The sequence below is a fragment of the Actinokineospora auranticolor genome (assembly GCF_041897805.1).
GTDB classification, from domain to species: domain Bacteria; phylum Actinomycetota; class Actinomycetes; order Mycobacteriales; family Pseudonocardiaceae; genus Actinokineospora; species Actinokineospora auranticolor.
This window is the reverse complement of sequence record NZ_CP154825.1, coordinates 3,442,466-3,462,024: the sequence shown is the minus strand read 5'-3', so window position 1 is coordinate 3,462,024 and position 19,559 is coordinate 3,442,466. Positions and strand designations below refer to the sequence as shown.

Annotated in this window: 19 protein-coding genes and 1 riboswitch; of the genes, 9 read left to right on the top strand and 10 right to left on the bottom strand. The window is 73.1% G+C overall.

Going from position 1 to position 19,559, the window contains the following annotated elements; translation table 11 throughout:
- Positions 1-67 precede the first annotated feature (67 nt).
- Positions 68-1,498: an APC family permease gene (locus tag V5P93_RS15650; RefSeq protein ID WP_104476312.1), complete on the top strand. Its 1,431-nt coding sequence runs from the start codon at positions 68-70 to the stop codon at positions 1,496-1,498.
- Between the two features lie 57 nt (positions 1,499-1,555).
- On the opposite strand, the gene V5P93_RS15645 is transcribed toward V5P93_RS15650, so the two are convergent.
- A complete protein-coding gene (locus V5P93_RS15645) occupies positions 1,556-3,163 on the bottom strand; it encodes a PucR family transcriptional regulator (RefSeq protein WP_104476310.1) in 1,608 nt (535 codons plus the stop codon).
- 131 nt (positions 3,164-3,294) lie between these two features.
- Between V5P93_RS15645 and V5P93_RS15640 the strand changes: the two genes are divergently transcribed.
- From V5P93_RS15640 to V5P93_RS15630, 3 genes are all read left to right on the top strand, one after another.
- Positions 3,295-4,791, top strand: a complete 1,497-nt coding sequence (locus V5P93_RS15640; protein WP_104476308.1) for a CoA-acylating methylmalonate-semialdehyde dehydrogenase — start codon at positions 3,295-3,297, stop codon at positions 4,789-4,791.
- A gap of 12 nt (positions 4,792-4,803) precedes the next feature.
- Positions 4,804-6,180: an aspartate aminotransferase family protein gene (locus V5P93_RS15635; RefSeq protein WP_104476306.1), complete on the top strand. Its 1,377-nt coding sequence runs from the start codon at positions 4,804-4,806 to the stop codon at positions 6,178-6,180.
- Positions 6,181-6,478: 298 nt separating this feature from the next.
- Positions 6,479-7,657 carry an RtcB family protein gene (locus V5P93_RS15630; protein ID WP_104476304.1) on the top strand — a complete coding sequence of 393 codons (1,179 nt, stop codon included), beginning with the start codon at positions 6,479-6,481 and terminating at the stop codon, positions 7,655-7,657.
- Between the two features lie 27 nt (positions 7,658-7,684).
- On the opposite strand, the gene V5P93_RS15625 is transcribed toward V5P93_RS15630, so the two are convergent.
- The 3 genes from V5P93_RS15625 to V5P93_RS15615 form a co-directional block, all read right to left on the bottom strand.
- Positions 7,685-8,926 carry an RNA polymerase sigma factor gene (locus V5P93_RS15625; RefSeq protein ID WP_104476302.1) on the bottom strand — a complete coding sequence of 414 codons (1,242 nt, stop codon included), beginning with the start codon at positions 8,924-8,926 and terminating at the stop codon, positions 7,685-7,687.
- A 60-nt stretch (positions 8,927-8,986) separates the two neighbouring features.
- On the bottom strand, positions 8,987-9,412 hold the full coding sequence (locus V5P93_RS15620; RefSeq protein ID WP_104476300.1) for a YciI family protein: 426 nt from the start codon (positions 9,410-9,412) through the stop codon (positions 8,987-8,989).
- Positions 9,413-9,534: 122 nt separating this feature from the next.
- On the bottom strand, positions 9,535-10,137 hold the full coding sequence (locus V5P93_RS15615; RefSeq protein ID WP_104476298.1) for a dihydrofolate reductase family protein: 603 nt from the start codon (positions 10,135-10,137) through the stop codon (positions 9,535-9,537).
- Positions 10,138-10,338: 201 nt separating this feature from the next.
- On the opposite strand from V5P93_RS15615, the gene V5P93_RS15610 reads away from it, so the two are divergent.
- Both V5P93_RS15610 and V5P93_RS15605 read left to right on the top strand, forming a co-directional pair.
- Positions 10,339-10,935 (top strand): hypothetical protein, encoded by a 597-nt coding sequence (locus V5P93_RS15610; RefSeq protein ID WP_104476296.1) that lies wholly within the window; start codon positions 10,339-10,341, stop codon positions 10,933-10,935.
- 91 nt (positions 10,936-11,026) lie between these two features.
- Complete coding sequence (locus V5P93_RS15605; protein ID WP_104476294.1) at positions 11,027-11,458, top strand: hypothetical protein; 432 nt, start codon at positions 11,027-11,029, stop codon at positions 11,456-11,458.
- A gap of 13 nt (positions 11,459-11,471) precedes the next feature.
- On the opposite strand, the gene V5P93_RS15600 is transcribed toward V5P93_RS15605, so the two are convergent.
- The 5 genes from V5P93_RS15600 to V5P93_RS15580 all read right to left on the bottom strand — a co-directional run bounded on the left by V5P93_RS15600 (position 11,472) and on the right by V5P93_RS15580 (position 16,785).
- The gene (locus tag V5P93_RS15600) at positions 11,472-12,110 is read right to left on the bottom strand and encodes a hypothetical protein (protein WP_104476293.1); all 639 of its coding nucleotides are present in this window, start codon (positions 12,108-12,110) and stop codon (positions 11,472-11,474) included.
- Between the two features lie 31 nt (positions 12,111-12,141).
- Entirely contained in the window at positions 12,142-12,867 is a 726-nt protein-coding gene (locus tag V5P93_RS15595; protein ID WP_146107895.1) for a hypothetical protein, read from the bottom strand.
- 136 nt (positions 12,868-13,003) lie between these two features.
- A complete protein-coding gene (locus V5P93_RS15590) occupies positions 13,004-13,318 on the bottom strand; it encodes an SMR family transporter (RefSeq protein WP_104476289.1) in 315 nt (104 codons plus the stop codon).
- A 31-nt stretch (positions 13,319-13,349) separates the two neighbouring features.
- Positions 13,350-13,411: riboswitch (guanidine-III (ykkC-III) riboswitch) on the bottom strand.
- A gap of 39 nt (positions 13,412-13,450) precedes the next feature.
- The gene (locus V5P93_RS15585) at positions 13,451-16,312 is read right to left on the bottom strand and encodes a M48 family metalloprotease (protein ID WP_104476287.1); all 2,862 of its coding nucleotides are present in this window, start codon (positions 16,310-16,312) and stop codon (positions 13,451-13,453) included.
- Complete coding sequence (locus V5P93_RS15580) at positions 16,309-16,785, bottom strand: hypothetical protein (RefSeq protein ID WP_104476286.1); 477 nt, start codon at positions 16,783-16,785, stop codon at positions 16,309-16,311. The genes V5P93_RS15585 and V5P93_RS15580 overlap by 4 nt, the downstream gene beginning before the upstream one ends.
- A gap of 230 nt (positions 16,786-17,015) precedes the next feature.
- Here V5P93_RS15580 and V5P93_RS15575 point away from each other — a divergent pair, with 230 nt between their 5' ends.
- Positions 17,016-18,092 (top strand): M20 family metallopeptidase, encoded by a 1,077-nt coding sequence (locus tag V5P93_RS15575; RefSeq protein ID WP_104476284.1) that lies wholly within the window; start codon positions 17,016-17,018, stop codon positions 18,090-18,092.
- A gap of 48 nt (positions 18,093-18,140) precedes the next feature.
- On the opposite strand, the gene V5P93_RS15570 is transcribed toward V5P93_RS15575, so the two are convergent.
- The gene (locus V5P93_RS15570) at positions 18,141-18,545 is read right to left on the bottom strand and encodes a hypothetical protein (protein WP_104476282.1); all 405 of its coding nucleotides are present in this window, start codon (positions 18,543-18,545) and stop codon (positions 18,141-18,143) included.
- A gap of 134 nt (positions 18,546-18,679) precedes the next feature.
- On the opposite strand from V5P93_RS15570, the gene V5P93_RS15565 reads away from it, so the two are divergent.
- Both V5P93_RS15565 and V5P93_RS15560 read left to right on the top strand, forming a co-directional pair.
- A complete protein-coding gene (locus V5P93_RS15565) occupies positions 18,680-19,369 on the top strand; it encodes a HemK2/MTQ2 family protein methyltransferase (protein WP_104476280.1) in 690 nt (229 codons plus the stop codon).
- Entirely contained in the window at positions 19,353-19,553 is a 201-nt protein-coding gene (locus V5P93_RS15560; protein WP_104476278.1) for a CDGSH iron-sulfur domain-containing protein, read from the top strand. The genes V5P93_RS15565 and V5P93_RS15560 overlap by 17 nt, the downstream gene beginning before the upstream one ends.
- The last annotated feature ends 6 nt before the right edge of the window (positions 19,554-19,559 follow it).

The following is a 19,559-nucleotide window of genomic DNA, read 5'->3' as shown; positions in this document are numbered from 1 at the left end:
ACACCGAGTTCTTTGATGACCAGTCAAAGAACCGCTGCGCTCGACGTCCCTTCCCGAGGAGACCGCAATGTCGGACCCGACCACCCCACTGTCCACATCTCCACCGTCCACAGCGGCGCTGCGCCGGGGCCTGAAGGTGCTCGGCACGCTGCTCATCACCCTGTCGGCGATCTCCCCCGCGTCCTCGGTCTTCATCATCGCGCCGGGGGTCATCGGCCAGGCGGGCAGCGGCGCGTTCTGGAGCTTCGTGATCGCGGCCGTGGTCGGCGTGTTCATGGCGTTCGTCTACGCGGAGCTGGCCTCGTCGTACCCGCTCAGCGGCGGTGAGTACGCGATCGTCGCGCGCACCCTGGGCAGGCTGCCCGGGTTCGTCACGCTCGGTTTGCTGATGGTCACGCAGGTGCTCATCATCGCCGTCATCGCGCTGGGCGTCGGCACCTACCTGAGCGTGCTGATCCCCGGCCTGCCCGGCCCGCTGGTCGCGGCGGTCACCACCGCGGGCGCGGCCGTCCTGGCGATCTTCGACATCAAGCTCAACGCCTGGATCACCGGCGTCTTCCTGGCCATCGAGATGATCGCCCTGGTCGTGATCAGCGCGCTCGGCTTCTTCGACCCGGCCCGCCCGATGGGCGACCTGCTCGGCTCGCCGGTGGCGGCGGGGCCCGACGGGGTGGTCGGCCCGGCGGCGCTCGGCCTGGTGGTCGGCGCGGCGGCGGTCGCGATCTTCTCCTACAACGGCTACGGCTCGGCGGTCTACTTCGGCGAGGAGACCAACGACGCGCACCGCGGCATCGCCCGCGCCATCCTGTGGGCGCTGGGCATCACGGTCCTCGCGGAGCTGGTACCGGTGACCGCCGTGCTGCTCGGCGCGCCGTCGCTGCCGGACCTGTTCGGCGCGGACAACATGATGAGCTACTTCGTCACCTCGGCGGCGGGCTCCACGGTCAACACGGTCATCAGCCTGGCCATCGCCCTGGCGATCCTGAACGCGGTGCTGGCCATCATCCTGATCACCGCCCGGATGGTCTTCAGCACCGGCCGCGACGCGGTGTGGCCCAAGGCGATCAACAAGGCGCTGTCGTCGATCCACCCGAAGACCGGCACGCCGTGGATCGCCACGCTGGTCACCGGCGCGATCAGCACCGCGCTGTGCTTCGCGCCGGAGAACTTCCTGCTCGTGGTCACCGCGACCTCGATCGTGGTCGTCTACGCGATGCTGTGCCTGGCGGTCCTCAGCGGTCGCCGCAACGGCAGCACCGCGCACGCGGCGTACAAGATGCCGCTGTTCCCGGTCGCCCCGGTGCTGGCCCTGGCCGCGCTGGTGTACGTGGTCATCCAGAACGCCCAGGACCCGACCACCGGTCGCCCGAGCCTGCTGATCACCCTCGGCGTCGGCGTGGTGGCCGCCCTGTACTACGTGCTGGTCCTGCGCCGCCGCGGCCAGTGGGAACTCCAGGGCCCCTCGGACGACCCCGCCGCGGCGGAAGCCGCCCACTAGCCCTCGCCTCGGGGCGGAACGGGGGTCGAGTCCTGCTCGACCCCCGTTTTCGTGCGGTCAGCCCCGCGAGCGCGCGGTCTGGTCGTGGGCCAGTACCGCGAGGTACAGCGACAGGCGGGTCTCCGGGTCGGTGAGGTCGCGGCCGAGGACGTCGGTCAGGCGGGTGAGGCGGGCGTATACGGCGGGGCGGCTGACGTGCAGCCTGCGGGCCAGGTCGGCGATGTTGCCGTTGGTGGACAGGTACGCGCGGAGCAGGTCGAGCAGGTCCGCCCCGCCGCGGTGGGCGAGCAGGGGGTGCAGCTGGAGTTCGGCGAACTGGTGCAGGCGCGGGTCGGCGCGCAGCGACCACAGCAGACCGCGCGCGCCGAGGTCGCGGCCGCGGTACACGTCCCGCTCCCCCACTCGCGCCGGGTCGGCGGCCACGGCGTCGGCGACGTGGGTGGCCTCCTCCAGGGCCGCGGACAGGCCGGTGAGGCGGGTGGCGGGGGTGCCCGCAGCGGCGATGGTTCCCTTGGGCAGCAACGGGTTCTGGGTCATGGCGGCCAGGAAGGACCGGACCGCGGCGGGTTCGTCGGTCTCGGCCGGGCACGAGAACACGACCGCGACCCGGCCCGGGGCGGTGACGCCGGTCAGCGCCGCGCGGCCCTGGGCGCGCGCGGTCGCCGCGGCGGCGCCGAGCGCGGCCTGGTCGACCTCGGCGGACGGGGAGCCCGGCGCGCCGACGGCGAGCACGAGCACCGCGTAGGCGCGTCCCGACCGCAGGCCCAGCGCCCGCAGCCGTGCGTTCGTCGCGGCCTCGTCGGTCACCTGGCCCGCGAGCAGGTCGCGCAGCAGCCCGCCGTGGGCGTCGAGCGCGACGTCGCGCCCCTCCCCCTGCAACATCCGCGTGATGGCCAGCGTGTCCGCCGCCCGCTCCAGCACGGCCACCGCGCGGTCCACATCGGACTCGGCCACCGCGAACGGCACCACCAGCCGACCCCACCGCCCCCGCCGGGGGCCGACGGGCGCGCACAGCCAGCGCTCGGGCCCCGCGACCGCCGTCTCCGCACCCGCCACGGCCAGCCGGGACCGCGACTCCCAGTCGCGCAGCAACTCCCCCGCCCGCGTGGTCCCGCTGAACGCGACCGCGTGGTGCGCCAGGTCCTCCAGCACCACCGGGTGGCCGCCGAGCGCGCTCGCCTGGGCCAGGATCTCCTCGACCCGGGCGCCCTCCACGGTCAGCGTCGTGAACACCTCGTTGACCTTCTCGGTGAACCGCAGCCGCTCGTGCCCGGCGTGCAGGATCCGCGCGTGCACCGCCTCGGTGATCTCCACGAAGCGGACCGCGCGGCGCAGCTCGACCAGGGGGAACCCGAGTCGCCGGGCGGTGCGGACCATCGGCTCGGGCAGCGCGGGCAGCAGCCTGCCCAGCTCCACGACCAGCGCCGCCGCGCCCGCGTCCCGCAGCCGGGTGACGTAGGCGGTCAGGTCGGCGCCGGGGGCCCTCGGCACGATGCCGGTGGACAGCAGCAGCTCGCCGCCCTCCAGCGTGCCCTCGACGTCCGCGATCTCGCTGACGTGCACCCAGCGCACCGGCCGGTCCAGGTGCTCCTCGCCCGCGCGCACCCTCGGGTCGCCCACCTGCACGGCGGGCGTGGCCAGCACGTCCGCCACGGTCGGGTACACCGCCGGACCCTAACACGCGCCTTTACACACCGTCGGGTCCACGACCCGATCACCAGCACTGTGTCACTGGCAACGGGCCCGCGCGGCGCCGAGGCTGTACTGGACTCGCCAGAGCTACGGGAAGGACGCGGATGAGCACGGAGATCGTGGGCCACTGGATCGACGGCGCGGAGGTGCCGGGCCGGTCCGGCCGCGCCGCGGACGTGTTCGACCCGGCCACCGGGAAGCTCGCCCGGCGGGTCGCGCTCGCGGGCGCGGACGAGGTCGAGCGGGCGATCGGCGCCGCAGCGGCCGCGTTCCCCGGCTGGCGCGACACCGCGCTCTCGCGCCGCACCCGGATCCTGTTCGCCTTCCGGCAGCTGCTGGACGAGGCGAAGGACGAGCTGGCCGCGGTCATCACCGCCGAGCACGGCAAGGTCCTCTCCGACGCGGCGGGCGAGGTGGCGCGCGGGCTGGAGGTCGTGGAGTTCGCCTGCGGCATCGGCCACCTGCTCAAGGGCGGCTTCACCGAGAACGCCTCCACCGACGTGGACGTGCACTCGATCCGCCAGCCGCTGGGCCCGGTCGCGGTGATCAGCCCGTTCAACTTCCCCGCGATGGTGCCGCTGTGGTTCATCCCGGTCGCGATCGCGGCGGGCAACACCGTGGTGCTCAAGCCCAGCGAGAAGGACCCGTCGGCGGCGCTGTTCATGGCCCGGCTGTGGCAGCGCGCGGGGCTGCCCGATGGCGTGTTCACCGTGCTGCAGGGCGACAAGGAGGCCGTGGACGGGCTGCTCGAGCACCCGTCGATCAAGGCGGTGTCGTTCGTCGGCTCCACCCCGGTCGCCAAGTACGTGCACCAGCGGGCGAGCGCGGCGGGCAAGCGCGTGCAGGCGCTGGGCGGGGCGAAGAACCACATGGTGGTGCTGCCCGACGCCGACGTCGACATCACCGCCGACGCCGCGATCAACGCCGGGTTCGGCTCGGCGGGCGAGCGGTGCATGGCGATCAGCGTGGTCGTCGCCGTCGGCGACGTCGCCGACCGGCTGGTCCCGGCCATCGCCGAGCGGGCCCGCGGCCTGCGCACCGGCGACGGCAGGCGCGGCTGCGACATGGGTCCGCTGGTCACCGCCGAGCACCGCGACCGGGTGGCGGGCTACGTCGCCGCGGGCGCCGAGGCCGGAGCGGAGGTCGTGGTGGACGGCCGCGAGGTGGTGCCCGACGCCGACGGCTCCGGCTTCTTCCTCGGCCCGACCCTGCTCGACCGGGTCACCCCGGACATGACCGTGTACACCGACGAGATCTTCGGCCCGGTGCTGTCGGTGGTCCGCGTCGAGACCTACGCGGAGGCGCTGGCGCTGGTCAACGGCAACCCGTACGGCAACGGCACGGCGATCTTCACCAACGACGGCGGCGCGGCCCGGCAGTTCCAGCACGAGGTCGAGGTCGGCATGATCGGCGTCAACGTGCCGATCCCGGTCCCGGTCGCCTACTACTCCTTCGGCGGCTGGAAGGACTCCTTGTTCGGCGACACGCACGCGCACGGCGCGGAGGGCGTGCACTTCTTCACCCGCGGCAAGGTCGTCACCTCCCGCTGGCCCGACGAGAACCACCGCGGCCTCAACCTCGGTTTCCCCCGGAACGATTGAGAAGGACGGCACATGACGCTCACCGAGCACGACACCGCCGCGAGCGGCCTGCCCGAGGCGGGTTGGGGCAACCTGTGGCCGCACTTCACCCGGCTGGGCGGCCGCAGCACCCCGGTCATCACCCGGGGCGAGGGCACCTACATCTGGGACGACCGGGGCCGGAAGGTGCTGGACGGGCTGTCCGGGCTGTTCGTCGTCCAGGCGGGCCACGGTCGGCGCGAGGTGGCCGAGGCGATGGCCCGGCAGGCCGCCGACCTGGCCTACTTCCCGGTGTGGGGCTACGCGACGCCGCCGGTGGTCCAGCTGGCGGAGCGGCTGGCGGCCGCGGCGCCGGGGGACATCAACCGGGTCTTCTTCACCACCGGCGGCGGCGAGGCCGTGGAGAGCGCGTGGAAGGTCGCCAAGCAGTACTTCAAGCTGACCGGCCGCCCCCTCAAGCACAAGGTGATCAGCCGCGCGATCGCCTACCACGGCACCCCGCAGGGCGCGCTCGCGATCACGGGTCTGCCCGCGATGAAGCAGCAGTTCGAACCGCTGACCCCGGGTGGTTTCCGGGTGCCCAACACCAACATCTACCGGGCCCCCGAGCACGGCGACGACCCGGTGGCCTTCGGGCTGTGGGCGGCGAACCGGATCGAAGAGGCCATCCTGTTCGAGGGCCCGGAAACCGTGGCCGCGGTGGTACTCGAGCCAGTCCAGAACTCGGGTGGCTGCTTCACCCCGCCGCCCGGCTACTTCCAGCGGGTGCGCGAGATCTGCGACAAGTACGACGTCCTGCTCGTCTCCGACGAGGTGATCTGCGCGTTCGGCAGGCACGGCACCACGTTCGCGTGCGAGAAGTTCGGGTACGTGCCCGACATCATCACCTGCGCCAAGGGCATGAGCTCCGGCTACGCCCCCATCGGCGCCATGCTGACCACCGACCGCGTCGCGGAGCCGTTCCTGCGGGACAAGGTCATGTTCCCCCACGGCTACACGTTCGGCGGCCACCCCGTCGCCGCCGCGGCGGCCTTGGCGAACCTCGACATCTTCGAGACCGAGGGCCTCAACCGGCGGGTGCTGGACAACGAGGGTGCCTTCGGCGACACCATGCGCACACTGCTCGACCTCCCGATCGTCGGCGACGTGCGCGGGGACGGCTACTTCTGGGCCGTGGAGCTGGTGAAGGACAAGGACACCAAGGAGTCCTTCACCACCGAGGAACGCGAGCGCCTGATCCGCGGGTTCCTGCCGAAGGCCCTGTTCGACAACGGCCTGTACTGCCGCCCGGACGACCGGGGCGACCCGGTGGTGCAGGTGGCGCCGCCGCTGATCAGCGGCCAGGCCGAGTTCGACGAGATCGAGCGGATCCTGCGCCACACCCTGACCGAGGCGACCTCCCTGTTCTGACCGCCCCGTTCCGCCCGGCCCACGCGACCGGCCCGGGGAACTCCACTTCGACTATCGCGAGTGGACTTCCCCGGGCCGGTTCGCCGTTCGTGGCAACAGCAGGAGGCGGCTGGTCCTGGTGGCGTGCCAACAAGGTAGCGGGCGGGGCGTTGCTCCCGGACACGGGCCCAAGTCCGCCTTGGCGGCAGCAGCGACCCGCCGCGGCCGGGGAGCACGTGGCCACCCGACTCGGACCGATCGGCACGCCCCCCGGTAAAAGCGTTCGTGCGATGGGGTTTTCGCGCTTACCCTTCTCCCCATGGCAGCTACGACCCTCAAGGGGAAGAACGTCGACATCCAGCTCTGGGCCAAGCCCGAGGATGTCGAGTGGGCTGCCATGCAGCAGCTCTACAACATCGCGGCCCTGCCCTGGGCCTACAAGCACGTGGCCGTCATGCCCGACGTCCACTTCGGGAAGGGCGCCACGGTCGGTTCGGTCATCGCCATGCGGGATGCGGTTTCGCCCGCGGCGGTCGGGGTCGACATCGGGTGCGGTATGACCGCGGTCCGCACGTCGCTCACCGCGGCCGACCTGCCCGCGACGCTGGCGCCGCTGCGCAAGGCGATCGAGGCGGCGGTGCCGGTGGGCTTCGGCGCGCACAAGGACGCGGCGTTCTCGCGCCGGGACGCGCGGGACTGGAAGGTTTTCTGGAACGCCTTCGACGACCTGACCCCGGTGGTGAAGGCCAACAGCAAGCGCGCGGTGCAGCAGATGGGGACGCTGGGTGGCGGCAACCACTTCATCGAGATCTGCCTGGACACGACCGGGCAGGTCTGGGTGATGCTGCACTCGGGGTCGCGCGGGATCGGCAACGTGCTGGCCCAGCACCACATCGGGGTCGCGCGCAAGCTGGCGCACAACACCGAGCTGCTCGACCGCGACCTGGCCGTGTTCCTCGCGGGCACCCCCGAGATGGCCGCGTACCGCCACGACCTGTACTGGGCGCAGGACTACGCCCGCCGCAACCGCGGGGTCATGCTCCGCCTGGTGTGCGACGTGCTGCGCCGCCAGTTCCCGATCGTCACCTTCGAGGACCCGATCTCGGCGCACCACAACTACGTGTCGGAGGAGGTGCACTTCGGGGAGGAGGTCCTGGTCACCCGCAAGGGCGCCATCCGCGCGGGCCGGGGTGAGCTGGGCATCATCCCGGGGTCGATGGGCACCGGTTCCTACATCGTCCGCGGCCTCGGCAACCCGGAGTCGTTCGAGTCGGCGTCGCACGGCGCGGGTCGGCGGATGTCGCGCACCAAGGCCAAGAAGACCTTCACCACCGAGGACCTCAAGGCCCAGACGGCCGGCGTCGAGTGCCGCAAGGACTCGGGTGTGGTCGACGAGATCCCGGGCGCGTACAAGGACATCGACGACGTGATCCGCAACCAGGACGACCTCGTGGAGATCGTCACGAAGCTCAAGCAGGTCGTCTGCGTCAAGGGGTGAGTGAACGGCCCGGCCGAGCCGGGCCGTTCAGCCCAGGTCGGCGAGCTTGCGGTTGAGCACCGTGCGTTCCCGGTCGTTGCCGCACAGGTCGATGGCCGCCGCCAAGGCCGCCCGGGCCTCCGCGCGCCGGTCCAGCCGGATCAGCAGTTCGGCGCGCACCCCGGCGAGCAGGTGCGACCGGGCCAGCGCGTCGGAGGCGGCCAGCGCGTCCACCAGTGGGAGCGCGGCGGCCGGGCCCCGCGCCATGGAGACCGCCACAGCGCGGTTGAGGTCCACGATCGGCGACGGCGCCAGCGTGCCCAGCGCCTCGTACAGCGCCACGACGCGCGTCCACTTCGTCTCCGCGACCGAGGGGGCCACGGCGTGGCACTCGGCGATGGCGGCCTGCAACCCGTAGTAGCCGAACCCCCGGCCGATCGACTCGGCGCGGGCCAGGGCCGCGCGACCGCGGGTGATGGCGGACCGGTCCCAGCGGCGGCGGTCTTGATCTTCGAGCAGGACGGGCTCGCCGTCGGGGTCCGTCCGGGCGGGGAACCTCGCGGCGGTCAGCTCCAGCAGCGCCAGCAGGCCGTGCACCTCGGGTTCGTCCGGCACCAGCCGGGCCAGCACCCGGGCCAGCCGCTGCGCCTCGCCCGCCAGGTCGAGGCGGATCGCGGACTCGCCGGAGGTCGGCGACGAGCCCTCGGTGAAGATCACGTAGAGGACGCTGAGCACCGAGCCCAGCCGTCCCGCGCGCTCTTCGGACGGGGGCACCTCGAAGGCGACGTTCGCCGCGCCGAGGGTCTTCTTCGCCCGGGTGATGCGGGCCTGCACGGTCGCGGTCGGTACGAGGAACGCCCGCGCGATCTCGTCACTGGTCAGACCGCCGACGACACGCAGCGTCAGCGCGACCCGGGCCTCGGGGGACAGCAGCGGGTGGCACGAGACGAACATCAGCGCGAGCACGTCGTCGTCGATGCGTTCGGGGTCCCACGACTCCTCGACGGCCTCGCCCAGGTCGCGGGCCATGGTGGCGTACCGGTCGTCCAACGCGGACCGACGGCGGAACACGTCGATCGCCCGGCGCCTGCCGACGGTCAGCAGCCACCCGGCGGGCTCCCGCGGCACGCCCTCGCGCGGCCACGTCACCAGCGCCTCGGCCAACGCCTCCTGCGCCAGGTCCTCGGCCAGCGCGAAGTCGCCGGTGTACCGGGCCAGGGCGCCCACGATCCGCGCCGACTCGATCCGCCACACGGCGGCCACCGCCGCGCGACCGCTGTGCTCACCCATCGCCCCCACCCTAACCCGCGCCGACCGGGCCCCCGCGGGCCCGGTCCGGCGGGCGGGGGATCAGAGCTGGCCGGTGGACTCGCGCCAGGCGCGCTCCTTCTGGATCCACTCGTTGTCCTGCGGGAACTCGTCGATCGTGGTGACCCGGCGGATCTCGGTCTTGAAGCCCGCGCCCGCGCCGAGGACCGGCATCCGCCTGGCCCACTCGACGGCCTCCTCCTTGGAGGCCACGTTGAGGATGTAGAAGCCGTTGAACAGCTCCTTGGTCTCCCCGTACGGGCCGTCGGTGACCACCGGCGGCTCCGACGAGTAGTCGACCACCACACCCTCGGCGGCGTCGGCCAGGCCCTCGGCGGCGACCAGCACGCCCGCCCGGATCAGCTCGTCGTTGAACTTGCCGATGGTCTCCAGCAGCTGGCCGAAGTCGATGTTCACCATGCCCGCGAACGCCTCGTCGGTGGCCCGCATGATCAGCATGTACTTCATGGTGGTGACTCCCTCTGCGACTGGCGGACCGGCGCTCGGCCCGCGTACACCCCCAGGTCGAACGGGGACCGTCGCGGATCGACACACGGCCGGAAGTTTTTCCGAGAACTTCCGCGGCCAGCCTAGGCGGCCCGCTCGACGGCGTACGTCAGGTGCGTGACCAGCGGCGTGTGCCGCACCGAGACCGGCGTCAGGCCCACCCGGCCGGTGCCCTCGAACAGCCGCTCGCCCTGCCCCAGCAGCACCGGCGCGACGTGCAGGCGCAGCTCGTCGATCAGGCCCGCGGCGAGGTACTGGTTGACCGTCGACGCGCCGCCCGCGACGGCCACGGTCCGCTCCCCCGCCGCGGCGCGGGCACGCTCCATCGCCGCCTCGATACCGTCGGTGACGAAGTGGAACGTGGTGCCGCCCTCCATCTTCAACGGCTCCCGCTCGTAGTGGGTGAGGACGAACACCGGCGCGTGGTACGGCGGCTCGGCACCCCACCAGCCCTGCCAGTCCAGGTCCCACGCGTCGCGACTCGGGCCGAACATGTTCCGCCCCATGATGTAGGCACCCGCCTCGGTGATCGCGGCGATCTCCTCGGCGTTGTCCTCCGCCGCGTCGAACATCCAGCTGTGCAGGGACTGCTCGACCCCCTCCCCGAGCGGCGCGTCCAGGCTCTGGTTCGGACCGGCCACGTAGCCGTCCACCGACGCCGCGATGTCACAGGTCACCTTGCTCATCCGAGAGTCCTCCTCGTGGCCGCGCCCCTCTGGCGCGCTACCCCCATGTCGGAGCCGCCGACGCCGTCTCGACATCCTCCCCGGAACTTTCCCGACGGGCACCGCGGGGCCACTCCGCCGGGAGGTGCCTGAGATCACCGCGGATCCAGGGCGGCGAAGCGCTCCCCGAGTGGACGGACCGGGCGTAGTCTTCGGCTGATCATGGACGAGTCGACCCGAGTCGACCGGCGCCGGTGGTGGGGGTGGCCCGCCTCGGGTGCCGTGCCGGTGTCGGTGTTGCTCGTGGTGAGCGTGGTCGAACCCGGCCACCTCCTGGTGTTCCGGTACCTGCGCCTCCCCGGTCTGCTCGGCACGCTGTTCATCCTGCTGATCGCGTTCACCTGTTTCCTCGCCATCCGGAGCGGGGCCTGGCGGCTGTTCACGACCGCGGTGCTGGTGGTGTTCGCCGTGCTGTGGGCGGGCGTGGCCTTCATTTTCGGCGCCGGCGCGGGCGACGACGACGTGGTCGCGCGGTATCCCTCGCCCACCGGCGACCACGAGGTGATCGTCCAGCCCGGCATGGCGGGCGGGCTGTTCGACCACAACTACTCCCTCCGCGTGCGCCACGGCCACGGCTTGGTGGCGCGCGAGTGGGACCTCGGCTGCGTCTTCGAAGACCTCGGCGGCAGCCTCGCCGTCGACTGGGTCGGGCCACACCGCGTGCGGGTGGCCGTGTGGCACAACGAGCCGCCGGTGGTGGTTGACGTCGACCAGTCCACGGGCGAGCCCGAGCAGTTGGCCAGTTCCTCGACCTGCTGACACCGCGACGCGGGTTTCGGGCACGTCCCGGGATCCGCACAACGCCGCCCACCGCCTGTCCGACCTCCGGCTGGAGGTGGGGGGAATGCGAATGGGTGTTGCGTTTCTGCTGCTGGCGGTCGCCGGGTGCGCCACCGCCGCTCCCACCCCGAAAAGCCCACCTCCCGCGACGGGCTTCCTGGCCTCGGTGCGCGTCAACGGCGGACTGTGCCAGGGCGAGCCGTGCGGGGAGTTGCTGGCGGTCGACGCGGGCGGCCGGTGGCGGCGCATCCGCACCACCTCGGAGATGTGGACGGGCACGTTGCCGGAACCGCGCCTGCTGGACCTGAGGTCGGCGGTCGCGGCGTCGCGGCTACCCGAAGGCGGGACCGGGGTGTGCGCGGCGGCGGACGGCCCGACCCTGACCCACGCGGTGGCCGTCGACCGGGTGCTGCGGTCGGCGAGTTCGTGCGGCGGGTCGGTGAACGCGGCCGACAGCGCGGTGCGGGCGCTCGACGACCTGCTGCTCGACCTGGGCGGATAGCCGCTCAGGAGCATCAGGACCAGGGGAACGGGAACTGGGTCTCGCGCTCGCCGTTGAGGTAGTGCGCGGCGTGCTGCTTGAACCGGGAGTGGTAGGCGTCGTCCTCGGTCAGGTCGGTGTAGGTCTCGAAGTTGATGTCGAGCAGGCCCGCGGTGTGCGCCAGGTAGACGTCGAAACCCGGGTACATGAGCCCCAGGTACGGCAGGTCGTCGAAGTCCAGCGCGAGGATCGGGTACTCGCCGAGGTCGTCGGGTTCGCCGACGGCCAGCACGCGGCGCGAGTCGGAGCCACCGGGGAGCAGGAACACCTCGGGCAGCGCGTCGTTCAGCGGCGCGAACTCGGGTGCCCACGGGTCGCCGAACTCGGCACCGACCAACCGGTCGATGGGGCGCGGGGCGAAGGTGCCGTCGGCGGCGAACCAGCCGTGGCGGGCCAGCAGGCTGGTGTCGTAGGCGAGCCACGCCTTCAGGCTCGGGGACAGCGGGCGCCCGGACGGGAACCGGGCCGCCGCCAGCGCCTCCGCCGACATCGGGGTGGGGGTGCCCTCGACCCACGGTTCGCGCGCGTAGCTCAGCATCGAGCGGGTGGGGTTCACCCGGACCGCCTCGATCACCCGCTCCACCAGCACCGCGCCCTGTGCTTGATCCGCCATGGCGGCAAGCTAACACCCCGGCGCGGGTCGATCACCGCAGCGGGGGTAGGTCCGGGTGCAGCCTGCGGTCGCCGATCAGGTACGCGGTGGGCGGCGCGACCAGGGCCGGTCCGCAGCGGCCGTGGATGATGTCCTCGGTGGTGGCTCCGATCACCGAAGGCACCGCCGGGTCGGCGGCCAGTTCCAACACCCGGTGCCGCAGCCGGGCCGCCGCGGCCGTCGTCGCGACCAGCTCGTGGATCTCGAAGCGGCGGACCTGCCACCACGACACCCCGGGCACCGCGTACGGCCCCTCGACGACCGTGCGCACCGGCCGGAACGCGGACCCGCCGAGGTCGGACGCCACGTGCGCGAACCCCGACTCGGCCAGCGCCTCGCCGAGCTCCCGGTTCAGGCACTCGACAGCGTCCTCGCGGTAGGTCCCGCTGTCGAACCACGCCCGGAACCCCCGCAGCGACCGGCGCGGCAGCAGGCCCCGCACGTCCGACCGGGTGCCCGCGCCGCGCGCCGCCGGGCGTTCCGGGCGGAAGCCCAGCTGGTCCAGCACCCGAGCGCCGGGTTCGAAGAACTTGAACACCCCGCCCGGCGGACCGTAGGCCCCGGGGCGGGAACGGTTGTGGACCAACACATAGCAACCGTCGTCGGGGATCCGCAGGAACGCCGCGTACGACACCCGGACCGCGCGGTCGCGCACCGCCCACGACCGCCCCCGTGCCCCCGCCCACGGCGGCTGAGCTGACCGCCAGGACACCAGCATCCGCCTCCCACCGCCGACCCCAACCTTGGCACACGCCACTACGCCGGTCCAGCGGGCGAAAGCGCGGAAGTGCCGCTGTCGAGCAATTGTCCACCGCGGCGCGAAGAACCTTCACGATCGAGCGGGCGATTCCCGCTCAGTGCAACACCTTCAGCCCGACGACGCCCGCGACGATCAGCACCAGGCAGAGCACCCGGCCCACCGCGACCGGTTCGGCCAGCGCGACCATGCCGTAGACGGCGGTGCCGACCGCGCCGATGCCGACCCACACCGCGTACCCGGTGCCCACCGGCACCGCGCGCAGCGCGTACGCGAGTCCCGACATGCTCACCACCAGCGCGACGGCGAACACCACCGACGGCACCAACCGGGAAAACCCCCGCGAGGCACCGAGTGCCACCGCCCACACCGTCTCGAACAGACCCGAGACCACGAGCACAACCCAAGCCATGACAACCTCCGCAGCAATGGTCGACCACATCACTGCGTCGTCTTGGCGTAACCGGGTACGACGCGCTCGTCCGGGGCCGCCGAGGCGGCCGGAACCCAAGGTAGCACGGGAACACCACTGTGGACCGGCCGATCAGATGGCCTCGATCACCCCGTTCACGGTGCCGGTCAGCACGCGGTCGATCAGGTCGAGCGTGGCCTGCGGCGGCGGGTTCACGTAGGCGTAGTTGACGGCGACCACGACCTCGTTGTGGCCGACGACCGCGACGCGCTGCTGCTGGATGACGGTGAAACGCGTCTTCCCCTGGCTGCTGGGCACCGCCAGGGAATACCCGTTGGCGGGGTAGCGGATGCCCGTGGGCCGCTGGGGCGCCATCCGGACGTCGAGCGTGCCGCCCCTCGGCGACTTCCTGGGCATGGTGAAGCGGGAGCAGGCGGCGAGCTGGGCGTCGAGTGCGGTCAGCGGCCGCGGCTCGGCGGCGTAGGAGGTCAGTTCGACGAGCACGGTGATGCCGGTGAGCGTCGACGCGGCGGGGACTTCATACGCGCGCGCGAGATCCCCGGTGTGCGGCAAGGTGTCCTTGACCGCGTCGTACTTCACCAGCTCGGCGTCGCACGACGCGGGGGTGACCGTGGTGTGCCCGGAGTCCGGTTTGTCGGCGGGTTTCGCCCCGCCGGGCAACATCGCGGGCACCCGGTCCAGCACAGCGACGATCCCGGCCTGGTCCAGGACGCGGCCGTGCGGCGCCTCGGCCGGTGTGGAGGTCGGCGGCGCCGTGCTGTTGGCGACGGTGTACGGCGCGGCGCTCGACGACTGCTTGGCGAGGAACAACTCCGCCATGCTCACCTCGCCGTCCCCCTCGCTGATGGTGACCCGGGAGAGCCTGCCGTCGAGGAGGAGCCCGGTGAGCACGACCACCAGCGCGGCGACGCCGACCGCGAGGAACACCGGTCCACGCCGGGAAACCCACCGCGCCAGGGCGGCCGCGACGGGCAGGAGCAGCGGGAGCGCCACCACGGCGGCGACCAGTGTCGGCCACAGCGGGCCACGCATCACGTGGTCCAGGACATAGGCGTGCTTGCCGTAACCGCTGAGGTTGAGCACGAGCAGGTGCTGCGCGCCACCCGCGACCGCCGCACTGACAAGTCCACACAGGACAGCGACGGGCAACTCGCGCAGCACCCGCCGCCGGGCGAGGGCGACCCCGATGACGGCGACCAGCCCGGCGATACCGCAGATCCACCACCGCTGGTACAGCAGGAAGTTCATCCGCGCGGTCGAAAGCCCTTCCTGGACGCGCAACTCCCAGGACAGGGTCGCGATCGCGGCACCCAGCACGGCCGTGACGCCGGTGATGAGCGCGGTCGTCCACCCGATCCACGGCCTGCGCCCCCGGACGAGCACGAGCACCAAACCCAGTACCAGCAAGGCCGGTCCGTAGTCGAACAGCCGGGTGAACCCAGCGGTCGTGAGGTGGCTCCGGATGTTCCCGGTGCGCACGCCGAGCAGGTCGCCCGTGATGTGCAGCCCCAGCACCCCCGAGGTGGTCGCGTTCCACATCAGGGCAAGGGTCACGGCTACGGCCAGTACCGCCCCGAGTCTACTGAGGACATCCCGCGGCCCACTCGGCGCGGGGACAGCCAGCCGGGTCGCGAGTGCCGCGGTCAACACGGACACCGCGAGCGCGCCGACGACGAGCGCGACGACCAACGGGACCACGTACGACCCGTACAGGTCGGGCACGACGTACGGCAGGCCGGGGATCGGCAGGAAGTACCCGGCGACGAGCCCGACCACCGCCCCCGCGCAGGTACCGGGCCAGCCGGGGGCGCCCGCGGCGACCCGCCGCGTCCACGCGGGCACGGTCACCGAGGCCCAGACGAAGGCGCCCACGACCACCCCGAGGTCGGACTGCCAGCTCGTCCGGTCCGCCGCGTTCACGCTCACGGCCAGCACGTACAGGGACTGGGTGGTCGCCATCGACACCACGCCGACCGCGGCGGCGAGCACGAACCCGCCCCACCGCCGCACCGGGTCCGGCCCGAGGCGGCGCGCCGGTGCCGGGTGGTGGCCGAACAGCCGCCGGAGACCGGTGGGCGCCCGCCGCGACCGCAGCAGGGCGGCCAGCCGGGTCGGGTCGGCGGTGGCCTCGACGGCGTAGCGGTCGGCGGCCAGCTCGCGCCTGCGCAGCAGGGCCGCGCGCAGCACCAGCAGCGCGACGGCGCCGACCACGGCGGTGAGCAGGGACAGGCCGAACAGCTCCAGCGCCGTGGCGGGGAGCCCGAGCACGGGCAGCAGGCCGACGAGCAGCGCGGGCACCACGAGCCAGCCGACCCACCAGGCCGCCGAGGCCCACCGCACGTCCCGGGCCCGGACGTGCCCGATCTCGTGCAGGACCACGGTGTCGAACGCGGCGCGGTCGGCGTGGGCGAGCCCGAGCGGGACCACCACCCGGTGCCGGGTACCGGGCAGGGCGGTGGTGAACGCGTCCCGGACCCCGGTGGTGGGTGGCGCGACCACGAGCAGCGGGCGGTGGCGGCCGGTCAGGCCCTGGCTGTCGCACAGCTCGGCGAACCGCGCGGTCAGCCCCTCCCGCACCGCGGCGGGCACGGCGACCCGGGACGGGCGCAGCTGCCACCGGACGAGCAGGCCGCTCGCGGTCATGAGCAGCAGCGCGACGACCGGCAGGACGAAGACACCGGCGAGGAGCATCCGCAGCCGGGCGGGCTCGATGTCGTTGCCGCAGGCCCCGGCGACGGCCTCGCCGACCGCCCCGGGGAAGCCCGCCTCGTCGGCGACCGAGAAGCCCCGCGCGGCGAAGCAGTCGACCACGGCGCGGGTGGGTCCGCCGAAGCCGAGCGTGGTGGCGAACGCGCCCGCGGCCCCGAGACCCGTCGCGGCGGCCGCCAGGACGATCATGGCGTACACCCACCACACCCGGTCCGGGGCGGCGGCGGGGCGCGGGGACGCGGTGGGCTCCCGCCCGGCACTCATTCCGGTTGCCCGCCCGCGGCGGCGCGCAGGGCACCGTTGATCGCGTCGGCCAGCAGGGTGGCCTCCGACTCCGAGAGCCCGAGCGTCATCCCGTGCGCGACGCAGGCCGCGCGCACGGCGGCCACCTGGTCGAGCCGGATCGCCACCGCGGCCGGTTCCCGGCGGCGGCGCCACCACCGGCGCTTGCGCAGCCCGGCGAACGCGGCCGCGCCGACGACCTGGGCGACGGCGCCGGTGAGCAGCGGGAAGACGACGTCGCTGAAGACCACGGGACCGGCACCGGACCCGACCGTCCCGGCGGCGGCGCCCGCCACGCCGCGCCGCCCGCCGTCGTGCCACGAGACGGCCACCAGGTCGAAGTAGTCGAGTTCACCGGGTGCCGCCGCGGCGATCGCGGCCCTGGCCACCCCGGCCAGCGCGACGGTCACCGCCGCCCCGGTGTCGGTGTCCTCCGGGTGGGCCATGTCCGTCATCCGACCATCCGATCCACGCGTGTCCGGCGAGCTCGGTCCACCGGGGGAATCGCGGTCTGGACCACCGGCATTACACCGGGATCCGTTGCCGCGCACCGAAGTCACGCGATTGGACCATGCGGTCCGCGATGAATGCCCCACCGGGACAAGGAAATCCCCGGGCCGGAAGCCTCTGGTGTGCGAGGGCCTGACACGATGTCGGTCGAGGGCGCGCGGGAAGGGAGTGGCCGGTGGCGGGGTTCCTGGCGGTGGCGGAGGAGTTGTTGGCGATCCGGTCGACGGCCGATCGGCCCGTCGACCTGGCCCGGGCACTGGACTTCACGCTGGCCGAGGCGGGCCCCGGGTGCACCGTGGAGCGGTTCGAGTCGAACGGGAAGCCGAGCGCGCTGGTGTACCGGGGTGTTCGGCGGCCGCGGTTCCGGGTGGTGCTCAACGGGCACCTCGACGTGGTGCCGGGCAACGACGACCAGTTCCGGCCGCGACTGGTCGGGGACCGGTTGTACGCCCGCGGTGCGCAGGACATGAAGCTGTCCGCGCTGGTGATGGCCCAGGTGTTCCGGGAGTTCGCGGGGTCGGCGGCGGTTGGCCTCCAGTTGGTGACGGACGAGGAAGTGGGCGGTCGGGACGGGACGCGGCACCAACTGGAGCAGGGGGTCGCCACCGATTTCGTCGTCATCGGCGAGCACAGCGCCCTGCGGCTGGTGACCGAGTCCAAGGGGCTGCTGACGGCTCGGCTGCGGGTCAGGGGCCGCGGCGCGCACAGCGCGTACCAGTGGCTGGGCGAGAACGCGGTGCTCAAGGCCGTGCGCGCGGTGGACCGGATGCTGGCCGCCTACCCGGTGGCCACCGAGGAGGCTTGGCGCACGACGGTGAACGTCGCGCGGATCGACAGCGGCTCGTCCGCGGTGAACCAGGTCCCCGCCGAGGCCACGGTCTGGCTGGACGTCCGGTACCCGGCCGAGGACACCGACTTCGCGGATCGCACGGCCGAGGAGGTGGCGGCGCACCTGAGCGGGCTGGCCGGGGTGCCGGTGGAGGTCGACGGCGTGGAGCCGCCGCACCGCGCCGACCCGGCGAGCGCGGACGTGCGCGCGCTCCGCGCCGCGGCCCGCGCCCAGGGGTACTCGGGCGACCCGCTGCGCAAGCACGGCGCCGCCGACTCCCGCTTCTACCACCAGCGCGGCGTGGACGCGGTGATCTTCGGCGTCGGCGGCGACGGCCAGCACGGCCCGGAGGAGTACGCGGACCTCACCACCGTCGAGCCGTACCGGCGGGCGCTGACCGCGTACCTGGCGGGCCTGGCCTGAACCCGGGCGTGGTCCCGGTCGCCACGACGGCCGGGACCACGCGCCCACTCACCTCCCGCTGTCCCCGGACCGGGAACCCTGCTCGGGCGCGGTGCCGCGACGCCCGCCCTGCTCGGGGATGGTGAACCGGTCGTCACCCCGGGAACCGCCGCGGTCGTTGTCACCGCCGCCGCGGCCGTCCGACGAGGTCATCTCGGGGCGGCCGGGCCCGGAGGTCCCGTGGCCGATGGCGAACCCGCCGATACCGCCGACCAGCAGCAGCGCCGCGGCCACACCCGCGACGGCGAGGTCGCGCAACGACAGCCGCTTCCGGGTCCGCGCGGGCGGTGCCCAGTCGCGGGGACCGGCGGGCCGCGCCTCGTGCGCGGTGGCGGGCTGGGGTGCTTGCGGCGCAGCCGGGGTGGGCTGCGCGGTGGGCTCGTCGGCCGGGGTGGGCCGGGTGTCGTCGTTCATGGTTCCTCCCTGGTGGTCGCTCTGAGCATCGGCAGCGCACCTGGGTGTTTTCGAAGTGGTGGCTGTGCGTCCGCTGTGGTTTCGGGTCGGCGGAGTGGGTATCCACGGTCCGACTTGGATTGGGAGGGCGGGCCATGACCACCACTAGGGAACCCGTTGGTGTGGTTGCGAGCGGGGGGCACCGGGTACCCCGAGTGCTGTTCCGGCTGCCAGGGGTCTACCGACCGCAGGAGGACACCAGGCTGCTCGCGTCGGTCGCCGCCGACTACCCGGCGCCGTTCGGCACGCGGGTGCTGGACCTCTGCACCGGTACCGGCGCGCTCGCCCTGGCCGCGGCGACCGTGGGCGCGGGGGCGGTCACGGCGGTGGACATCTCCCGGTCGGCCGTGTGGTCGGCCAAGGCGAACGCCTGGTGGCACCGCCTTCCGGTCCAGGTGCACCGGATGTCCTTCCTCGACATGGCGAACCGGCGGTTCGACCTCGTCCTCGCCAATCCCCCGTACGTGCCCGCGCGCGTCGACCGCGACCCGCGCTGGGACGCGGGGTTCGACGGCCGCTCCCTCCTCGACCCCCTGTGCGACGCCGCGCCGGGACTGCTCACCGAGACGGGCACCATGCTGCTCGTCCACTCCGCCGTGTCGGGAGTGGACGCGACACTGGACCGGCTGCGCTCCGGTGGTCTGCGCGGCGACGTGGTGGCGCGGCAGCGGGTGCCGTTCGGCCCGGTGATGCGGGCCCGCGCGCGGTCTCTTGAGCACGCGGGCCTCATCGAGCCCGGCACGCGCCACGAGGACTTGGTGGTGGTCCGTGCCTCCCGGGCCTGAGACGCGCCGGGTCGTCATCGAACCCGCCGGTCCCATCCTCGTGGAGGGTCCGGTCGACCTGGTGCTGCCCGACGGCAGCACCGTGCGCGACGACCGGTTCATGGTGGCGATCTGCGCGTGCCGGCGCAGCAAGCGCTACCCGCTGTGTGACACCAGCCACCGCCGCAAGGTGCGCGCGGACTGAGATCCG